The sequence below is a fragment of the Cronobacter sp. JZ38 genome, from assembly GCF_008932145.1.
GTDB classification, from domain to species: Bacteria; Pseudomonadota; Gammaproteobacteria; order Enterobacterales; family Enterobacteriaceae; genus Cronobacter; species Cronobacter muytjensii.
Window position 1 is genome coordinate 3,368,056 of record NZ_CP017662.1, and the last position, 15,964, is coordinate 3,384,019.

At 60.2% G+C, this 15,964-nt stretch carries 13 protein-coding genes and 1 other annotated feature; of the genes, 1 reads left to right on the forward strand and 12 read right to left on the reverse strand.

The genetic code is table 11. The annotated features are described in order from the left end of the window. Nucleotides 1–54 precede the first annotated feature (54 nt). Nucleotides 55–1,737 carry a YbaL family putative K(+) efflux transporter gene (gene ybaL / locus BJP61_RS16015; protein WP_075192168.1) on the forward strand — a complete coding sequence of 561 codons (1,683 nt, stop codon included), beginning with the start codon at nucleotides 55–57 and terminating at the stop codon, nucleotides 1,735–1,737. A 594-nt stretch (nucleotides 1,738–2,331) separates the two neighbouring features. Here the strand turns inward: ybaL and BJP61_RS16020 are convergent. The 12 genes from BJP61_RS16020 to BJP61_RS16075 form a co-directional block, all read right to left on the reverse strand. Continuing rightward, nucleotides 2,332–3,636, reverse strand: coding sequence for an inosine/guanosine kinase (locus BJP61_RS16020; RefSeq protein ID WP_075192166.1), 1,305 nt, complete (start codon nucleotides 3,634–3,636; stop codon nucleotides 2,332–2,334). A gap of 63 nt (nucleotides 3,637–3,699) precedes the next feature. Further along, the gene (hemH, locus tag BJP61_RS16025; RefSeq protein WP_075192165.1) at nucleotides 3,700–4,662 is read right to left on the reverse strand and encodes a ferrochelatase; all 963 of its coding nucleotides are present in this window, start codon (nucleotides 4,660–4,662) and stop codon (nucleotides 3,700–3,702) included. A gap of 120 nt (nucleotides 4,663–4,782) precedes the next feature. Then, the gene (locus tag BJP61_RS16030) at nucleotides 4,783–5,937 is read right to left on the reverse strand and encodes a glycerate kinase (protein WP_038864278.1); all 1,155 of its coding nucleotides are present in this window, start codon (nucleotides 5,935–5,937) and stop codon (nucleotides 4,783–4,785) included. Nucleotides 5,938–5,947: 10 nt separating this feature from the next. Then, entirely contained in the window at nucleotides 5,948–7,213 is a 1,266-nt protein-coding gene (locus BJP61_RS16035) for a GntP family permease (RefSeq protein ID WP_075192163.1), read from the reverse strand. A 120-nt stretch (nucleotides 7,214–7,333) separates the two neighbouring features. Next, entirely contained in the window at nucleotides 7,334–8,467 is a 1,134-nt protein-coding gene (locus BJP61_RS16040) for a sugar diacid recognition domain-containing protein (protein WP_171998685.1), read from the reverse strand. Between the two features lie 146 nt (nucleotides 8,468–8,613). Then, nucleotides 8,614–9,258, reverse strand: a complete 645-nt coding sequence (gene adk, locus BJP61_RS16045; protein WP_038864282.1) for an adenylate kinase — start codon at nucleotides 9,256–9,258, stop codon at nucleotides 8,614–8,616. A 306-nt stretch (nucleotides 9,259–9,564) separates the two neighbouring features. After that, nucleotides 9,565–11,439: a molecular chaperone HtpG gene (gene htpG, locus BJP61_RS16050; protein ID WP_171998686.1), complete on the reverse strand. Its 1,875-nt coding sequence runs from the start codon at nucleotides 11,437–11,439 to the stop codon at nucleotides 9,565–9,567. A gap of 158 nt (nucleotides 11,440–11,597) precedes the next feature. Further along, complete coding sequence (recR, locus tag BJP61_RS16055) at nucleotides 11,598–12,203, reverse strand: recombination mediator RecR (RefSeq protein ID WP_007673635.1); 606 nt, start codon at nucleotides 12,201–12,203, stop codon at nucleotides 11,598–11,600. A gap of 174 nt (nucleotides 12,204–12,377) precedes the next feature. Then, nucleotides 12,378–12,710, reverse strand: coding sequence for a YbaB/EbfC family nucleoid-associated protein (locus BJP61_RS16060; protein ID WP_004386900.1), 333 nt, complete (start codon nucleotides 12,708–12,710; stop codon nucleotides 12,378–12,380). 81 nt (nucleotides 12,711–12,791) lie between these two features. After that, on the reverse strand, nucleotides 12,792–14,774 hold the full coding sequence (gene dnaX / locus BJP61_RS16065; protein ID WP_171998687.1) for a DNA polymerase III subunit gamma/tau: 1,983 nt from the start codon (nucleotides 14,772–14,774) through the stop codon (nucleotides 12,792–12,794). Further along, nucleotides 13,395–13,459 (reverse strand) — a sequence feature (DnaX frameshifting element). (Overlaps the previous gene by 65 nt.) Nucleotides 14,775–14,863: 89 nt before the next feature. After that, entirely contained in the window at nucleotides 14,864–15,415 is a 552-nt protein-coding gene (gene apt, locus BJP61_RS16070; RefSeq protein ID WP_007713738.1) for an adenine phosphoribosyltransferase, read from the reverse strand. Between the two features lie 151 nt (nucleotides 15,416–15,566). After that, a complete protein-coding gene (locus BJP61_RS16075) occupies nucleotides 15,567–15,944 on the reverse strand; it encodes a DUF454 family protein (protein ID WP_038864285.1) in 378 nt (125 codons plus the stop codon). Nucleotides 15,945–15,964 lie beyond the last annotated feature (20 nt).

The following is a 15,964-nucleotide window of genomic DNA, read 5'->3' on the forward strand; positions in this document are numbered from 1 at the left end:
TTACGAGTTGGACGCAAAACATCCGGTGTACCACATTCAACGAAAGGAGACGGAATGCATCACGCCACACCGCTTATCACCACACTTGTCGGTGGCCTTGTTCTGGCCTTTATTCTCGGTATGCTCGCCAACCGGCTGCGCATCTCCCCTCTGGTGGGATACCTGCTGGCGGGCGTGGTGGCCGGGCCGTTCACGCCCGGTTTTGTCGCGGATACGAAGCTCGCCCCGGAGCTGGCGGAGCTTGGCGTGATCCTGCTGATGTTCGGCGTGGGTTTGCATTTCTCTCTGAAGGATCTGATGGCGGTAAAGTCCATCGCCATACCCGGCGCGATTTTGCAGATAGCCGTGGCGACGCTGCTTGGCATGGGGCTGGCCTCCTTCCTTGACTGGTCGTTGATGACAGGTATCGTTTTCGGCCTGTGTCTTTCTACCGCCAGTACGGTGGTGCTGCTGCGCGCGCTTGAAGAGCGGCAGCTTATCGACAGCCAGCGCGGGCAGATCGCCATCGGCTGGCTTATTGTCGAAGATTTAGTCATGGTGCTGACGCTGGTGCTGCTGCCCGCCGTCGCCGGCATGCTGGAAAAAGGCAATCTCGGCCTCGCGACGCTGAGCGTCGATATGGGGATCACCCTTGGCAAAGTTATCGCCTTTATCGCGCTGATGATGCTGGTGGGTCGCCGCCTGGTGCCGTGGATCCTGGCGCGCAGCGCAGCGACCGGTTCGCGAGAACTGTTTACGCTTGCCGTGCTGGCACTGGCGCTCGGCATCGCCTTCGGCGCCGTGGAGCTGTTTGATGTCTCCTTTGCGCTCGGCGCCTTTTTCGCGGGGATGGTGCTGAATGAATCCGAGCTCAGCCATCGCGCCGCGCACGATACGCTGCCGCTGCGCGACGCTTTCGCGGTGCTGTTTTTCGTCTCGGTCGGAATGCTGTTCGACCCGATGATCCTGGTGCAGCAGCCGATGGCGGTGCTGGGCACGCTGCTGATTATCCTGTTCGGTAAGTCGCTGGCGGCCTTCATTCTGGTGAAGCTGTTCGGCCACTCACGCCGCACTGCCCTGACGATTGCGGTCAGTCTCGCGCAGATTGGCGAATTTGCGTTTATCCTGGCCGGGCTCGGCATGGCGCTGGATCTGCTGCCGCAGGACGGACAGAATCTGGTGCTGGCGGGCGCTATCCTCTCCATTATGCTTAACCCGGTGATGTTTGCTCTGCTGGAGCGCTTTCTTTCGCGCCACGACGAACTGGAGGAGCAGACGCTTGAAGAGGCGATGGAAGAAGAGCAGCAGAACCCGGTGGATGTCTGTAATCATGCGCTGCTGGTGGGCTACGGGCGCGTCGGCAGCCTGCTTGGCGAGAAGCTTATCGCCGAGGGTATTCCGCTGGTGGTGGTAGAGACCTCGCGTGCCCGCGTAGAGGCGCTGCGCGAGCGTGGCGTGCGCGCGGTACTTGGCAACGCGGCTAACGAGCAGACCATGGCGCTGGCGCACCTCGACTGCGCGCGCTGGCTGCTACTGACAATCCCGAACGGCTATGAGGCAGGCGAAATCGTCGCTACCGCGCGTGAGAAGCGTCCGGATATTGAGATCATCGCCCGCGCGCATTATGACGACGAGGTGGATTACATCACCGAACGTGGCGCGAATGAGGTCGTGATGGGCGAGCGCGAAATCGCGAGCACGATGCTGCGGATGCTCGATAAACCCGAGCAGGCGCAGGAGGTGTTGAGCCACAGTTAAGGCGGTGGCGGCTGGTCAGGGTGGGTGCGCTTCGCTTACCTGCCCAGAAAATCATCACGGCGTCAATGTGGAAGGTTTTGCTCCGGCTAAAAAAAATCGGGCGCGCCGTTTCGCCGCAGGCCGGGACGCACCGGAGGGACAAAAATGCCGGGAGCATTTTTGAACAACGCGAAGCGTTGGCCCCGAAGGGGCGAGGCCCAGGGATGGGCCGAGTAAGCGGTGCGAGGGCATGACAATACAGGGACGTATTGTCATGCCCGACCCGTGGCCAGAGGGAATAAGGCGCGGCTTCCCCGAAGGGGCGATTTTCAGCCGGGAGCCGGGATTGCAAAGGGGGCGGCGGCGAGCCCCCTTTGCACGTTCGCGTGAGGAAGACGCACAAATAAACGCGGCGTTATGGCGAACGGAACGATTTCAACGGCCTCGCCTATTTCCCTTAGCTCAGTCCTTGACCCACGGGGAAGAGAAGAAAACCGCTGTTCCCGCCGCCAATAAAAAGGTGGGTGCGCATGCGCTCACTCACCTTACACAGAAACAGACGTCGGAGCCCCGTAGGGCGGGTAAGCGCAAGCGCCCCCGCCACTACGGCTACACTTACCGCTCCCAGTACGCCTCTTCGAGGCTATCCTCGCGCTCCGGCAGGCCGCGCGTCAGGCGCGGAGAGTGCTGGTTAAGCACCTGATAACTTACGCGGTTTGCGTATTTACACACCTGTGCCAGCGACGAATAGGTCAGCCAGGTGTATTTATGCTTGCTGGAGTTCGGCACGTTGGTGCGGTGATAATTGTTGGCGGTAATATCATGCAGCAGCGCCGCCAGCGCGCCGTCGCCGGCGCCGTTGGTGTTCATTATCTTCTCCGGCCCGCCCATGTATGGCGCGATATGGGAGAAAATACGCAGCGGCTGTTCGCAATCTTTAAAGCGCATGGCGCGGCTGAACTCATACTGGTTGAATTCCGGGATAGCGCCCGGCAACAACGGATGCTGGGTTTTGCGTTTGCCTTCATCTTCGGTAAAGCCCGCCATATAGAGCCCCACCGGACCGGCAGTACAGAGCACCAGATCCACCCAGTCGAGCGCTTTATTGGACGCCAGCAGCGGATCGTTTTCGCCAGTCAGCGCCTCGCCCTCTTCTTCATTCATCGCGAGAATCGATACGTGTTCTTTGAGGAAATCGCGCCACCACTGCGGGTTATCGGCAATCACATATTTGGTGCCAAGCGTCAGCACGACCGGCACGTTATGTTTTTTGGCGTAGCCAATGGCGGTCATGGTCGCTTCCGGCATCGGCTCGCCGGGCTTGCAGCGCACCAGATAGGACGTCAGCACCAGCGCCGACGCGCCTGCGATCACCGCTTCGGGAATGCTTTCCGGGCGCAGCTGGTTCATGTGGCCTGGGCTGATGGCGAACGTGCGCTCGCCCTGCTCGCTTATCAGCGTGAAGCAGCGGCCAATCGCTCCGTCCACGCCCTGCAGGTAGTTCAGATCGGTACGGCTTGAGGTGTTGCAGAGATAACGATAGGCGTAGCTGCCAATCTGCACGTTATTGCACATCACACCCAGCAGCACCGAGCGGTCATCCGCCAGCACCGAGTAGTTGTGCATGGTGTTGCCAATGGTGCCCCCGGCGAACTGGTGGGTTATCAGGTTTTCGCGCACCAGCTCCTGATACAGCGCTTCGGCGACATCGTCTTCAATGACCAGCGAATGGCCGAGGCTCAGGCCGTAGCGAGCAATAAACGCGTCATCCACGCGGGCTTCGATATCCACCAGCGTCTGGTCGATACCCACCACCCAGGAGGTGCTGACTTCGCTTTCTGGTTGAATTTGTTGCAGGAGCGGATCGCGATCGCTGACGGGAAAGTAGTGTTTGGACTTACGTTTGCCGGGAAATTTCATGGTCTTGCGTGCAGGTGGCTATTCAGGCGGGGAATGGTAGCACACTCCCCGCCCCGCATGCGATCAACGGTAACGGTCTACAAGTTCCTTCATCATCGCGATATGCGCCGGCTCGTCATTAAGCGCCGGAATATATTCATACTTTTCGCCACCCGCCTCGATGAAAATTTCCCGGTTCTGTTCGGCGATCTCCTCCAGCGTCTCCAGACAATCCGAGGAGAAGCCCGGACACATCACCTGAATATGCTTCACGCCTTTTTCACCGAGCATTTTCATGGTTTCGTCGGTATACGGCGTGAGCCACGGCTCGCGGCCAAAGCGCGACTGGAACGTCATCATCACTTTTTCCGGCGCGATGCCAAGCGCTGATACCAACTCGCGGGTCGTATCGCGACAGCGCTGCGGGTAGTCGTCGCCTTCGTCGGCGTAGCGTTGCGGAATGCCGTGGTAGGAGAGCAGCAGCAGATCCGGCTCGCCATGTTTTTCAAACGAGCGCTGTACCGATTGCGCCAGCGCGCGAATATAGGCCGGCTCGCAGGCGTAATCGCGGATAAGCGTCATTGACGGCAGTTTACGGTAGCGGGCGGTAATACGCGCCAGCTCGTCCCACACCGCCGCCACGGTGGAGCAGGAGTATTGCGGATAGAGCGCGAGGACAATGATGTGATCAACATGCTGGTCGAGCAGCTTTTGCACCGCGCTGTCGAGCGACGGCTGACCGTAGCTCATACCGAGCGCTACCGGCACATCGCCGAGCGCCGCGCTCAGGGCTTTCTCCTGACGACGGCTGTAGACCATCAGCGGCGAGCCCTCTTCCATCCAGATGGACTGATAGAGTTTCGCCACGCGCGGCGAACGCAGCGGCAGAATGACGCCGCGCAGTAGGGGCCACCAGATAAAACGCGGCACATCCACGACGCGCCGGTCGCTCAAAAACTGTTTCAGATAACGCTTTACGGCTGAAGGGGTTGGCGCCTGCGGGGTGCCGAGATTGACTAATAAAACGCCGCTTTTCACTGACTGCATCACGGTTCCTCATTGATATCCGGCGCGAGCGGAGCGACTGAAATCATCAGCCGCACCGCTGCGAATGAAAATCATTGTAACGTAAAACGAATTCACCGGAACCGATAACAGCAAAAGGCGCTAGCGGTGGTTCTCCGCCATCTGCCAGAGCGCCGCCACGTTGCGGGCCGTCACGCGCAGGTTGCGCGCGGCGTCGTCCAGCGCCTCCTCCAGCGTGACGATGCGATCGAGCACCGAGAACGCGGCGTCGATGCCATGCTCGTGCACCACCTGATAATCGGGCGTCAGGCTGCCTGCGATCGCCACGACCGGACGCTGGAACTGCTTCGCCACCCGCGCCACGCCGACCGGCGTTTTACCGTGAATGCTCTGGCTGTCGAGCCGTCCTTCGCCGGTGATAACCAGATCCGCGTCGCGCACCGCCTGCGCCAGCCCCAGCGTTTCAATCACGATATCAATGCCAGGGCGCAGTTGCGCATTGAGCATACCGAGCAGCGCAGCCCCCATGCCGCCTGCCGCGCCCGCGCCCGGCGCGCTGATGATGTTTTTGCCGGTTACCGCTTCGAGCGTGGCGCCGAAGCGGCGCAGCGCGGCGTCGAGCTGCGTCACCATGTCCGGCGTCGCGCCCTTCTGCGGCCCGAATATCGCCGACGCGCCCTTCGCGCCGCACAGCGGGTTATCGACATCACAGGCGACCGTGAAAGAGATGTGCGCCAGACGCGGATCGAGACCGGACATATCCACGCTTGCAAGCGCGGCCAGCGCCGCGCCGCCCGGCGCCAGACCGCGCTGCTGATTATCGAGAAAGCGCGCGCCCAGCGCCTGCATCATGCCCGCGCCGCCGTCGTTGGTGGCGCTGCCGCCGATGCCGATGATTATCGCCTTAACGCCGCTATCCAGTGCCGCGAGGATAAGCTCCCCGGTGCCGAAACTGGTCGTGATGCGCGGATCGCGCTGCGCGGGCGGCACCAGATGCAGGCCGGAGGCCGCCGCCATTTCGATTACCGCGGTTTCACCGTCGCCGAGCACGCCATAGAAGCCCTCCACCCGGTTGCCGAGCGGCGCCGTGACCGGCACGTGCACAATATGTCCGCCCGTCGCGGCGACCATCGCCTCGACGGTGCCCTCGCCGCCGTCCGCCATCGGCAGACGCACATAGCTGGCCTGCGGGTAGATCTCACGAAAGCCTGCCTCGATAGCCTTCGCGACATCCATAGCGCTCAGGCTTTCCTTAAATGAATCCGGGGCGATAACGATTTTTTTCAGGGTTGTCATGGTTTATTCCTTAAGCAGCCACACCCAGTACGCCGAACATCAGCGCCGACACGGTGGCAATGGTAAAGCCCACCAGCGTTTCATACGGTAAGAGTTTAAGCCGTTCATGCACGGTCATCCCGACGCTGCCGCCGGTCGCATGGAAAAAGCTCCCGTGCGGCAGGTGATCGAGCACTGTCGCGCCCGCGTGGATCATCGCCGCGCCAGCCAGACCGCTGACGCCAAGCTCCAACAGCGTATGGCTGAACACGGCGGACGCCACGGCGGTGCCGGCGGTGGTGGAGGCCGTCGCCATTGACATTAACGTGCCCGAGAGCGGCGCCAGCAGCCAGGCGGGCAGCCCGGTATGGGTCAGCGTGTCGATCAGCACATCTTTCAGCCCGGAGTTAGCGATAATCCCCGCCAGCGCGCCGGTGCCGAGCAGCATAATCGCGACCGGCGCCATACGGCTTAAGCCAGAGACCATAAACGTGTTGCACTGACGCAAACGCCCCATCAGCAGCGCGCCTGCCAGACCGCCTGCCGGAAGCGCGATTAACGGGTCAACGGCGATGCCCGCAACAGGGCGCAGCGACAGTAAAAGAATCGCCACCAGCGGCGCGCTGATCGCCGCGGCGAAGCCAGGGCGCGGCCCGGTATTCTCGACCGGCAGCTCCTGCGCGGTGACGCGGCTGCCCTTATGGCTAAGACGGCTCGCCAGAAAACAGGCCATCGCCAGCCCCACCAGGCCCGGCACTACGCCTGCGAGCATCACGGAAGTCAGCGGCACATGGAAGTTGTCCGCCGCGGCGATGGTATTGGGGTTTGGCGACATCACGTTGCCCGCTTTGCCGCCGCCAATCATGGCAAGCAGAATGGCGATACGCGAAATGCCCGCGCGCTGGGCGATAGAGAGCGCAATAGGGGCGACGGTTATTACCGCCACGTCAATAAATACGCCAACCGCCGTCAGAATAAGCGTCGCGATGGCCAGCGCCAGCAGGCTGCGTTTCTCTCCCACTTTGCGCACAATGGTTTCGGCGATGGTATGCGCCGCACCGGATTCAATCAGCACGCCAGCCAGTACGCCCGCCGCGAGAATGCGCAGCACCGCGTTAGTGATGCCCTGCGCGCCTTCAATCATCAGGCTGACCGTATGGACAAGATCGGCGCCGCCGACCAGCCCGCCTGCGAGCGCCCCTGCCAGCATGCCGTAAGCAGGCGGCACTTTACGCAGGATCAGAATAATCGCGACGACTAACGCCGTCAGCGCGCCGAGAGTGGATACCGTTGTCATTATTGTTTTCTCGTTGAGGTAAGGGTCAGGACAACATAGCGTCGCGAAGGGGGGAATGCCTGAGCGAAACCCACAAAGAACGCGCGCTTCAGTACGCCGTTGTTTGTGGGTTTCTACAAATTACGCCTGCGTGAGCATCCCGACGTAGAGCTGGAGACAATCAGATAACTGATTGATTTTAAGGCCGGTTATCGCTTCGACGCGCTGAAGCCGGTAGCGCAGAGTGTTGACGTGGATATGCAACGCGCTGGCCGTCTGCGCCTGCTCACAATTCCGGGAAAAATAGCAGCGCAGCGTCTGGCGCAGCACGCCTTTTTCATCGTGTTCCGCAAGCCTGCGCCACGGTGCGCCAAGCTCTTCCGCGCGCCAGTCGTCACCGGAATCGCACAGCAGCGCCGCCAGCGGATTTTCATCATAGAACAGCGTCTTGTGGCGCAGCTTAAGGCGGCGCGCCATCGACTGCGTGGCGCGCGCCGCGCGCAGCGAACGGGACGGCCCCGCATCGCCTGAGTAAAAGCCGCCAATAATCAGCCGCACGTTAAAACGTCCCTGCCAGAGCGCATGCAGCCGCTGCGCCTGACGCCGGTCCTGCGCCTGGCTCCACCGCCCGTTTTCAAGGCTCGCGGGGCACAGCATGACCATTTCGCTAAAGCCGGTCATGGCGAACAGCGCGTCGCGCGCTTCGCGCTCCAGCTCCGCCAGCAGTTCGCGCATCTGTTGCGGGTTACCGTCCCGCAGTTCGACAATCCAGGCGATGCGCGGCACGTCGAGCGCGACGCCAAGCCAGGCGGCCATAGATTCGCGCGCCTCGCGCTCGCCGCCGCCCGCGAGCAGCTGGAGCGTCAGCTCCTCACGGTAGCGCTTCTCCCACTGGTTTTGCTCAAGCAGCGCCGCCTGTTCGACCATCAGTTCGGCGGCCATTTTCACCAGCTCGCCGCTGGCGCGCACCAGCTCGGGCTCGCCCGAAATACCAATAACGCCAATCTGACGCTGGCGAAAACAGAACGGCAGGTTGATGCCAGGCCGCACGCCCTTCAGATGACGCGCGGTAGCGGCGTCTATTTCCACGACGCGGCTCTCAGCGAGCGCCAGCAGCGCGCCTTCGTGGCGCTCCATTAGCCGCTGCGGATCGCCGGAGGCGATGATAACGCCGTGGCTGTCCATCACGTTAACCGGATAGTCGATGATGCTCATGGCGCGCCGGACGATAAGCCTTGCGGTGGACTCATCCAGCAGCGGAGTCTGTCTGAACATGCGGTATTCCCTGTCTGTTAACCCGCAGACGTTATACGCCCTCAGGCGGAGAAATTTAAGGCGCAGGCGGAAAAAGCGCAGCGTAAAGGAGGGAGACAGAAAGCAAAACGCCGGGCTCGGCCCGGCGTCGGTCACGCGAAGGCGGTTTAGCCGAGGATTTTTTCCAGTTCGGCGCGCACGTCGCTCACGGCTTTGGTGCCGTCGACTTTAGCGTAACGGGTGTTGCCCGCTTCCGCTTCTTTGCGGTAATAGCCGATCAGCGGCTCGGTCATCTCATGGTATTCCACCAGACGCTTACGCACGGTTTCTTCCTGATCGTCTTTACGGGTGGTCAGCGCTTCGCCGGTCACGTCGTCTTTGCCTTCCACTTTCGGCGGATTGAATTTGATGTGGTAAACGCGACCGGAGGCGGCGTGTACGCGGCGGCCAACGATACGATCGACAATCAGTTCATCCGGCACGTCGAATTCCAGCACGTAGTCAACGTTGATGCCTGCGTCCTTCATAGCATCCGCCTGAGGAATAGTGCGCGGGAAGCCGTCCAGCAAAAAGCCGTTGCGGCAATCTTCCTGTGCGATACGCTCTTTGACCAGCGCAATAACCAGCTCGTCGGTAACCAGCTTGCCGGCGTCCATGATGTCTTTAGCCTGTTTGCCCAGCTCAGAGCCGGATTTCACTGCGGCGCGAAGCATATCACCGGTGGAGATTTGCGGAATGCCGTATTTCTCCATGATGAATTGTGCCTGAGTCCCCTTACCTGCGCCCGGAGCGCCGAGCAGAATAATACGCATTGCGTAATTCTCCATACGTTTGCATTTTCACTACGTGATTGAAGCGAAAACCATACCATTAAAGGCGCTATCCCGACAACAAACGCGGCGGATGGTGAATGGTTTCAACGGGGATTGAGGTGCAGAAAACCGGGGGCGGGGCATAAAAAAGGCGGGTACGTTTACGTGTGCCCGCCTTTTATGGGTAACGGGAGGGGGCGCGTTTTTGCGATGACGGATGCGCTAACGCTTATCCGCCCTGCGCCAATACATGCCCCGGTGGTAAGGTGGGTAAGCGAAGCGTCCCACCTTAAGCCCCCACGGCGATCAGGAGACCAGCAGCTGGTTCATACGGCGGATAAACTGGTTCGGATCTTCCAGCGTACCGCGTTCGGCGAACAGCGCCTGGTCGAGCAGCAGTTCCACCCACTCTTTGAATTGTGTTTCGTCCTGAGTATCGGCGGTGCGTTTCACCAGCTGATGATCAGGGTTGAGTTCAAAGATGTATTTCACTTCCGGCACCGCCTGGCCCGCTGCGGCGAAGAGTTTCGCCATCTGGGTGCTCATTTCGTCGTTATCGGTAGTGACAATCGCCGGGGTATCGGTGAGACGATGCGTCAGACGCACTTCCTTCACGCGCTCTCCCAGCAGGGTTTTCACGCGCTCCACGAATGGCTCCAGCGCTTTTTCCGCTTCTTTCGCGCTTTCGTCGACTTCATCCGCCAGTTTCTCCAGCGACTCGTCGGCTTTCGCCACCGACTGGAACGCTTTGCCGTCGAACTCGGTGAGATAGCTCATCATCCACTCATCGATGCGATCGGAAAGCAGCAGCACTTCGATGCCTTTCTTACGCAGCAGCTCCAGATGCGGGCTGCTCTTCGCGGCCGCGTAACTGTCGGCGGTGATGTAGTAAATTTTCTCCTGCCCTTCTTTCATGCGGGAGACATACTCTTCCAGCGACACAGTCTGGGCGGAGGAGTCGGTATGGGTCGAGGCGAAACGCAGCAGTTTCGCGATCGCTTCCTGGTTGGCGCTGTCTTCCGCCGGACCCTCTTTCAGCACCAGGCCAAACTGTTTCCAGAAAGTCTGGTATTTCTCAGCGTCGTCTTTGGCGAGTTTATCCAGCATCTGCAACACGCGTTTGGTCAGCGCGCTGCGCAGGTTACGGGTAATAGAGCTGTCCTGGAGAATTTCACGCGACACGTTGAGCGGCAGATCGTTAGAGTCAATCAGGCCGCGCACAAAGCGCAGGTAGTTCGGCATGAACTGCTCGGCGTCGTCCATGATAAATACGCGCTGCACGTAGAGTTTCAGCCCGTGCTTATGATCGCGGTTCCACATATCCCACGGTGCCTGGGAAGGAATGTACAGCAGGCTGGTGTACTCCTGCTTGCCTTCCACGCGGTTGTGGCTCCAGGTCAGCGGGTCGGTGAAATCATGGGCGATGTGCTTGTAGAACTCGTTGTACTCTTCGTCTTTGATTTCGCCTTTGCTGCGGGTCCACAGCGCCTGCGCCTTGTTGATTTTCTCCCAGGAGACAACGGTTTCGCCGTCTTTCTCTTCACGGGTTTCAATCTCGACCGGCAGCGCAATATGGTCAGAATATTTGCTGATAATCGAGCGCACGCGCCAGTCGTTTAAGAACTCATCTTCGCCTTCACGCAGATGCAGGGTGATTTCGGTGCCGCGATCCGTTTTGGAGATATCCGCAACGGTATATTCGCCTTCACCTTCCGATTCCCAGAACACCGCTTCATCGGCGCTGGCGCCAGCCGCGCGGGTGCGAACGGTCACTTTATCCGCCACGATAAACGCGGAGTAGAAACCCACGCCGAACTGACCGATAAGCTGGCTGTCTTTCGCCTGGTCAGAGCCCATCGATTCAAGAAACGCTTTGGTGCCCGATTTCGCAATGGTGCCGAGATGGTCTATCACTTCATCGCGCGTCATGCCGATGCCGTTATCGGCGATGGTCAGGGTGCGGTTATCTTTATCAAACGAGACGCGTACGCGCAGGTCGCCGTCGCCCTCATAGAGATCGGGGCTGGAGAGTGCACGGAAGCGCAGTTTGTCCGCCGCATCCGAGGCGTTGGAGATAAGCTCACGCAGGAAAATCTCTTTATTTGAATAGAGAGAATGGATCATCAGGTGCAGAAGCTGTTTTACCTCTGACTGAAAACCACGGGTCTCTTGTCCTTTCATAATGGTGATACCTCAACAAAACAGGCCACAGTGAACAAAAACGGTTGAGGCAGAGATGGGGATAGCGCAAAGATTTTTCAAGCGGCGGTTAACGCGGCGGGCGTTAACTGGTTAAAAGCCGCGCAACGCGGCTTTGGGCAAAAAGAGGACAGACAGGCTCAGAAGGTCATTTTGTGGCGGCCCGCCAGCGAGTGCGAGAGCGTGGTGCCGTCGACCATTTCCAGCTCGCCGCCCACGGGCACGCCATGCGCGATGCGGCTTGCGTCAACGCCATACTGGGCGCAGAGCTCGGCGATGTAATTGGCGGTCGCCTCCCCTTCCACGGTCGGGTTAGTGGCAAGAATAATCTCTTTGAGCGGCTCCGCCTCCAGACGCTGCTCCAGACGGTCAAGCCCGATGTCGTCAGGGCCGATGCCGTCGAGCGGCGACAGATGCCCCATCAGCACGAAATAGCGGCCTGAGAACTGGCCGGTCTGCTCGATGGCGTGAATATCCGCCGGGCTTTCCACCACGCAAATTTGTCCATTTTCCTGACGGCGCGGGTTGGTGCAGATATTACATTTTTCCTGCTCGGTGAAAGTGCGGCAGTCGGCGCAGTGGCCAATTTCCGACATGGCGCGGGTCAGCGCCTGAGCAAGACGCATACCGCCGCTGCGATCGCGCTGCAGCAGCGTAAACGCCATGCGCTGCGCCGATTTCGGGCCCACGCCCGGCAGGCAGCGCAGGGCTTCCATCAGTTGAGTCAGCAGAGGACTGGTCTGCATGAAGAATTCCTTAACAACGAACAAAGCGTGTAGATTACCACCTGCGCCTTCGCGCACGCACGGCAAACCTCTTGTAAGAGCATAGTCCAGAGGTGACGGGCAGCGGGAAAACGTGAGCAACGAGGAAAAACGCGGGAAGCAGGACGACAGGCGAGCCCTGTCGTCCCGAAGGCATCAGAACGGCATCTTAAAGCCCGGCGGCAACTGCATACCGGAGGAAACGGAAGCCATTTTTTCTTTCTGCGTCTCTTCGATGCGGCGAGCGGCGTCGTTAAACGCAGCAGCGACCAGATCTTCCAGCATCTCTTTGTCGTCTTCGAGCAGGCTCGGATCGATCTCCACGCGACGGCAGTTGTGCGCGCCGTTGATGGTCACTTTTACGAGACCCGCGCCAGATTCGCCCGTCACTTCCAGCTGGGCGATTTCTTCCTGCATCTTCTGCATTTTTTCCTGCATCTGTTGGGCCTGTTTCATCAGGTTGCCCAGACCGCCTTTACCACCAAACATAAGCTTCTCTCTTTGCTTCAGGTCGCTGACGGCAGAGCCGACAGCGAGGCCAGGGGTTACAACAGGCAGCGACACTGCCTGTCAAAGGGGGCGAATACTCTCCTCATCCAGATCCGCGTCGAAGAAACGACGCAGCGTCTGGATATTGGCATCCGCGATAATCGATTCTCTCGCCTTTGCGAGTTTCTCTTCGTAGATAGCCTGCCGCCATTCCAGCGGCGTCCGGTGCGCCAGATTATCATCTTCAATGATAGTCAGTTCAACCGGCGCGCCGTACAAAACGCCCAGCGCGTCGGCGAGGGTTTTCTGCGCCGATGCGGAGTTCAGGTGGCGCTGAGACGGGCGCAGGTGCAGACAAATTTTCTGTCCGTCCTGCTCTTTCCATGCGTTCAGCGCGACCTGTTCCACCAGCTTCGGCACCTGCAGGCGGCTGACTTCGGCAGCCCATTCGTCACGCGTAAGCGCCTCTTCGGCAAGCTTCGCGGCAAGTTCCGGCGTTTTCTCGTGCTCCAGCGCTTTTTTCAGCGCGCGCGGCGTGGCGACGGGGGCCTGCTGCGCCTGCGGCACGATGTTTTTCGCTTTCCAGCGATATGCCTCTTTTTTGGCCGGGGCGTCGTCTTTCACCACCGCAGGCCGGGACTGCACGCGCTCAGTGACGGACGCCAGCCGCTCCAGCGCGCTGTTATTCACCGGCCGCGCTGTGGCTGGCGCTGCCGGTTCATTCTTTTTTGTTTTGGCCGCTCCCTGAGCGCGCTGTAACTGGCTGCGCGCCTGTAGAAGCTGGCTGGTGGTGTCGGGAATCGTCTGCGCGGTCGGCTGAGACGGCGAAACCGGCTGAGACGGCGTCTGATACTGCGGCGCGGCCTCTGTCTGCACGGGCTGCGGCGGCTGAGCCTGCGGTTGCGGGGCAGGCGTCGCGTTCACGACCGGCAGCACGGCGGCGGGCTGAACCTCACGCTCCGGCTCCGGCAGCGGCGCGCGCGGATGGAACGCCAGCGCACGCAGCATCGTCATTTCAACGCCCATCCGGCGCTCCGGCGCCCAGGGCAGTTCTTTGCGCCCGATAAGCAGCGTCTGGTAATAGAGCTGAATATCGCCCGGCGGCACTACGCGCGCGAGCTCACGCAGGCGCTGCTCCAGCGGAGCCATATCCGCGCCAAGCGCTGACGGCGACAGTTGCACCATCGCCACGCGGTGCAGCAGGCCAAGCATTTCGACCAGCAGCGCCTCCCACTCAACGCCGCGCGCCGCGGCGTCGTTAATCTGCTGCATCACGCGCTCGCCGTCGGCGGCGACCAGCGCTTCAATCAGGCTCAGCGCCTGATCGTCATCAAGCGTGCCGAGCATCGCGCCCACCGCCTGGGTGGTCACCTGTCCGTCGCCGCTGGCGATCGCCTGATCGGTCAGGCTCAGCGCGTCGCGCAGGCTGCCGTCGGCGGCGCGGGCCAGCAGTTGCAGCGCGCGCGGCTCGTGGCTGATGCCTTCCTGCGTCAGGATATGTTCAAGCTGCTGGCGGATTTGATCAAGATCCAGCGCCCGCAGATGGAATTGCAGGCAGCGGGAAAGGATAGTCACCGGCAGCTTTTGCGGATCGGTCGTCGCGAGCAGAAATTTCACATGCGCCGGCGGCTCTTCCAGCGTTTTCAGCAGCGCATTGAAGCTGTGCCGCGAAAGCATGTGCACTTCGTCAATAAGGTAAACTTTAAAGCGGCCACGGGCTGGCGCGTACTGGACGTTGTCCAGCAGATCGCGGGTATCTTCCACTTTGGTGCGCGAGGCGGCGTCGATTTCAATAAGATCGACGAAACGCCCCTGCTCGATTTCGCGGCAGTTGTCGCACACGCCACACGGAGTGGCAGTGATGCCGGTTTCACAGTTCAGCCCCTTCGCCAGAAGACGGGCGATAGAAGTCTTGCCGACGCCGCGCGTACCGGAAAACAGGTAGGCGTGGTGAATTCGGCCCAGCGATAAACCGTTCGCCAGGGCGGTGAGCACATGCTCCTGGCCGACGACGTCAGCAAAGGTTTGTGGGCGCCATTTTCGGGCTAAGACCTGATAACTCATGGGCAGGCTCTGAAACGCTTGAGTGGTGGATTCTGAAGGGGTAATGCTAACACAGCCCCACCCGATGGGCGAGGCTGCCGGGAAGAAGATCAGTGGCCCGGGAACGGCACGAGGCTGTAGCAGGTGATGCCCTGCTTGTTGAGGCGCGCTTCGCCGCCGATGTCGAACAGATTAATGATAAACGCCGCGTCGGTAACCTCGCCGCCCAGACGACGGATAAGCTTCACGGTGGCTTCAATAGTGCCGCCGGTCGCCAGCAGATCGTCGACCACCAGCACTTTATCGCCAGGCTTAATCGCGTCGACATGGATCTCCAGCTGATCGGTGCCGTACTCCAGCTCGTAGCTTTCCGCGATGGTTTCGCGCGGCAGTTTACGCGGCTTGCGCACCGGGACAAAACCCACGCCCAGCGCCAGCGCGACCGGCGCGCCGAACAGGAAACCGCGTGCTTCGGTACCGACGACTTTCGTGATACCCGCGTTTTTGTAGCGCTCCACTAACAGTTCGATGCTCAGGGCATAGGCTTTAGGGTCTTCCAGCAGGCTGGTCACGTCACGAAAGAGAATGCCCGGCTTCGGGTAATCCTGAATGCTTTTAATGCTGTTTTTAAGAAATTCAAGCTGCTGCGCAGTTGCGGTCATGGATGTATGCCTGATAAAAACGGTATTACTCACAGGGCGCCGGAGAGGATTGAAGGGAGAAGTTGTTTACCCTTTAACCAACGGCGCCTGTACTCGAAAACGCTCGAATTTACTGGCTGCGCGCGGCAATTGCAACCACCGCGGGTGCGCTTTACGGGTTTTGTTGTTTTTCATCAACGACCGGGATGCGCCACATAAACATCAACAGGCCGCCTAAGATGATGAGCAGTACGATCCGCACCCAGAAAATCTTCACCATCCACAGTGAGATAGCAAAGGTAGCGAGGATAACGAGTATCGCTCGCGGCTTCGCGCCCGGCGGCATCGCCCGGTATTGCTGCCAGTGGCGAAGATAGCCGCCAAACCAGGAGCGGTAGAGCAGCCAGTGGTGAAAACGCGGCGACGAGCGCGCGAAACACCAGGCGGCCAGCAGCAGAAACGGCGTCGTCGGCAGCAGCGGCAGCACCACGCCCAGCGTCGCCAGCACTACCGCCAGCCACCCCAGGATGAGTAAAATAGTCCTTTGCATAATCGTACTCGCGAAACCAG

Bases quoted from the DNA above. Each gene is read 5' to 3' on its own strand.
- BJP61_RS16040 (WP_171998685.1), bottom strand. From the start codon at position 8,467: ATGTTCAGACAGACTCCGCTGCTGGATGAGTCCACCGCAAGGCTTATC.
- BJP61_RS16020 (WP_075192166.1), bottom strand. From the start codon at position 3,636: ATGAAATTTCCCGGCAAACGTAAGTCCAAACACTACTTTCCCGTCAGC.
- BJP61_RS16035 (WP_075192163.1), bottom strand. From the start codon at position 7,213: ATGACAACGGTATCCACTCTCGGCGCGCTGACGGCGTTAGTCGTCGCG.
- dnaX (WP_171998687.1), bottom strand. From the start codon at position 14,774: ATGAGTTATCAGGTCTTAGCCCGAAAATGGCGCCCACAAACCTTTGCT.
- recR (WP_007673635.1), bottom strand. From the start codon at position 12,203: ATGCAGACCAGTCCTCTGCTGACTCAACTGATGGAAGCCCTGCGCTGC.
- htpG (WP_171998686.1), bottom strand. From the start codon at position 11,439: ATGAAAGGACAAGAGACCCGTGGTTTTCAGTCAGAGGTAAAACAGCTT.
- hemH (WP_075192165.1), bottom strand. From the start codon at position 4,662: ATGCAGTCAGTGAAAAGCGGCGTTTTATTAGTCAATCTCGGCACCCCG.
- apt (WP_007713738.1), bottom strand. From the start codon at position 15,415: ATGACCGCAACTGCGCAGCAGCTTGAATTTCTTAAAAACAGCATTAAA.
- BJP61_RS16075 (WP_038864285.1), bottom strand. From the start codon at position 15,944: ATGCAAAGGACTATTTTACTCATCCTGGGGTGGCTGGCGGTAGTGCTG.
- ybaL (WP_075192168.1), top strand. From the start codon at position 55: ATGCATCACGCCACACCGCTTATCACCACACTTGTCGGTGGCCTTGTT.
- BJP61_RS16030 (WP_038864278.1), bottom strand. From the start codon at position 5,937: ATGACAACCCTGAAAAAAATCGTTATCGCCCCGGATTCATTTAAGGAA.
- BJP61_RS16060 (WP_004386900.1), bottom strand. From the start codon at position 12,710: ATGTTTGGTGGTAAAGGCGGTCTGGGCAACCTGATGAAACAGGCCCAA.
- adk (WP_038864282.1), bottom strand. From the start codon at position 9,258: ATGCGTATTATTCTGCTCGGCGCTCCGGGCGCAGGTAAGGGGACTCAG.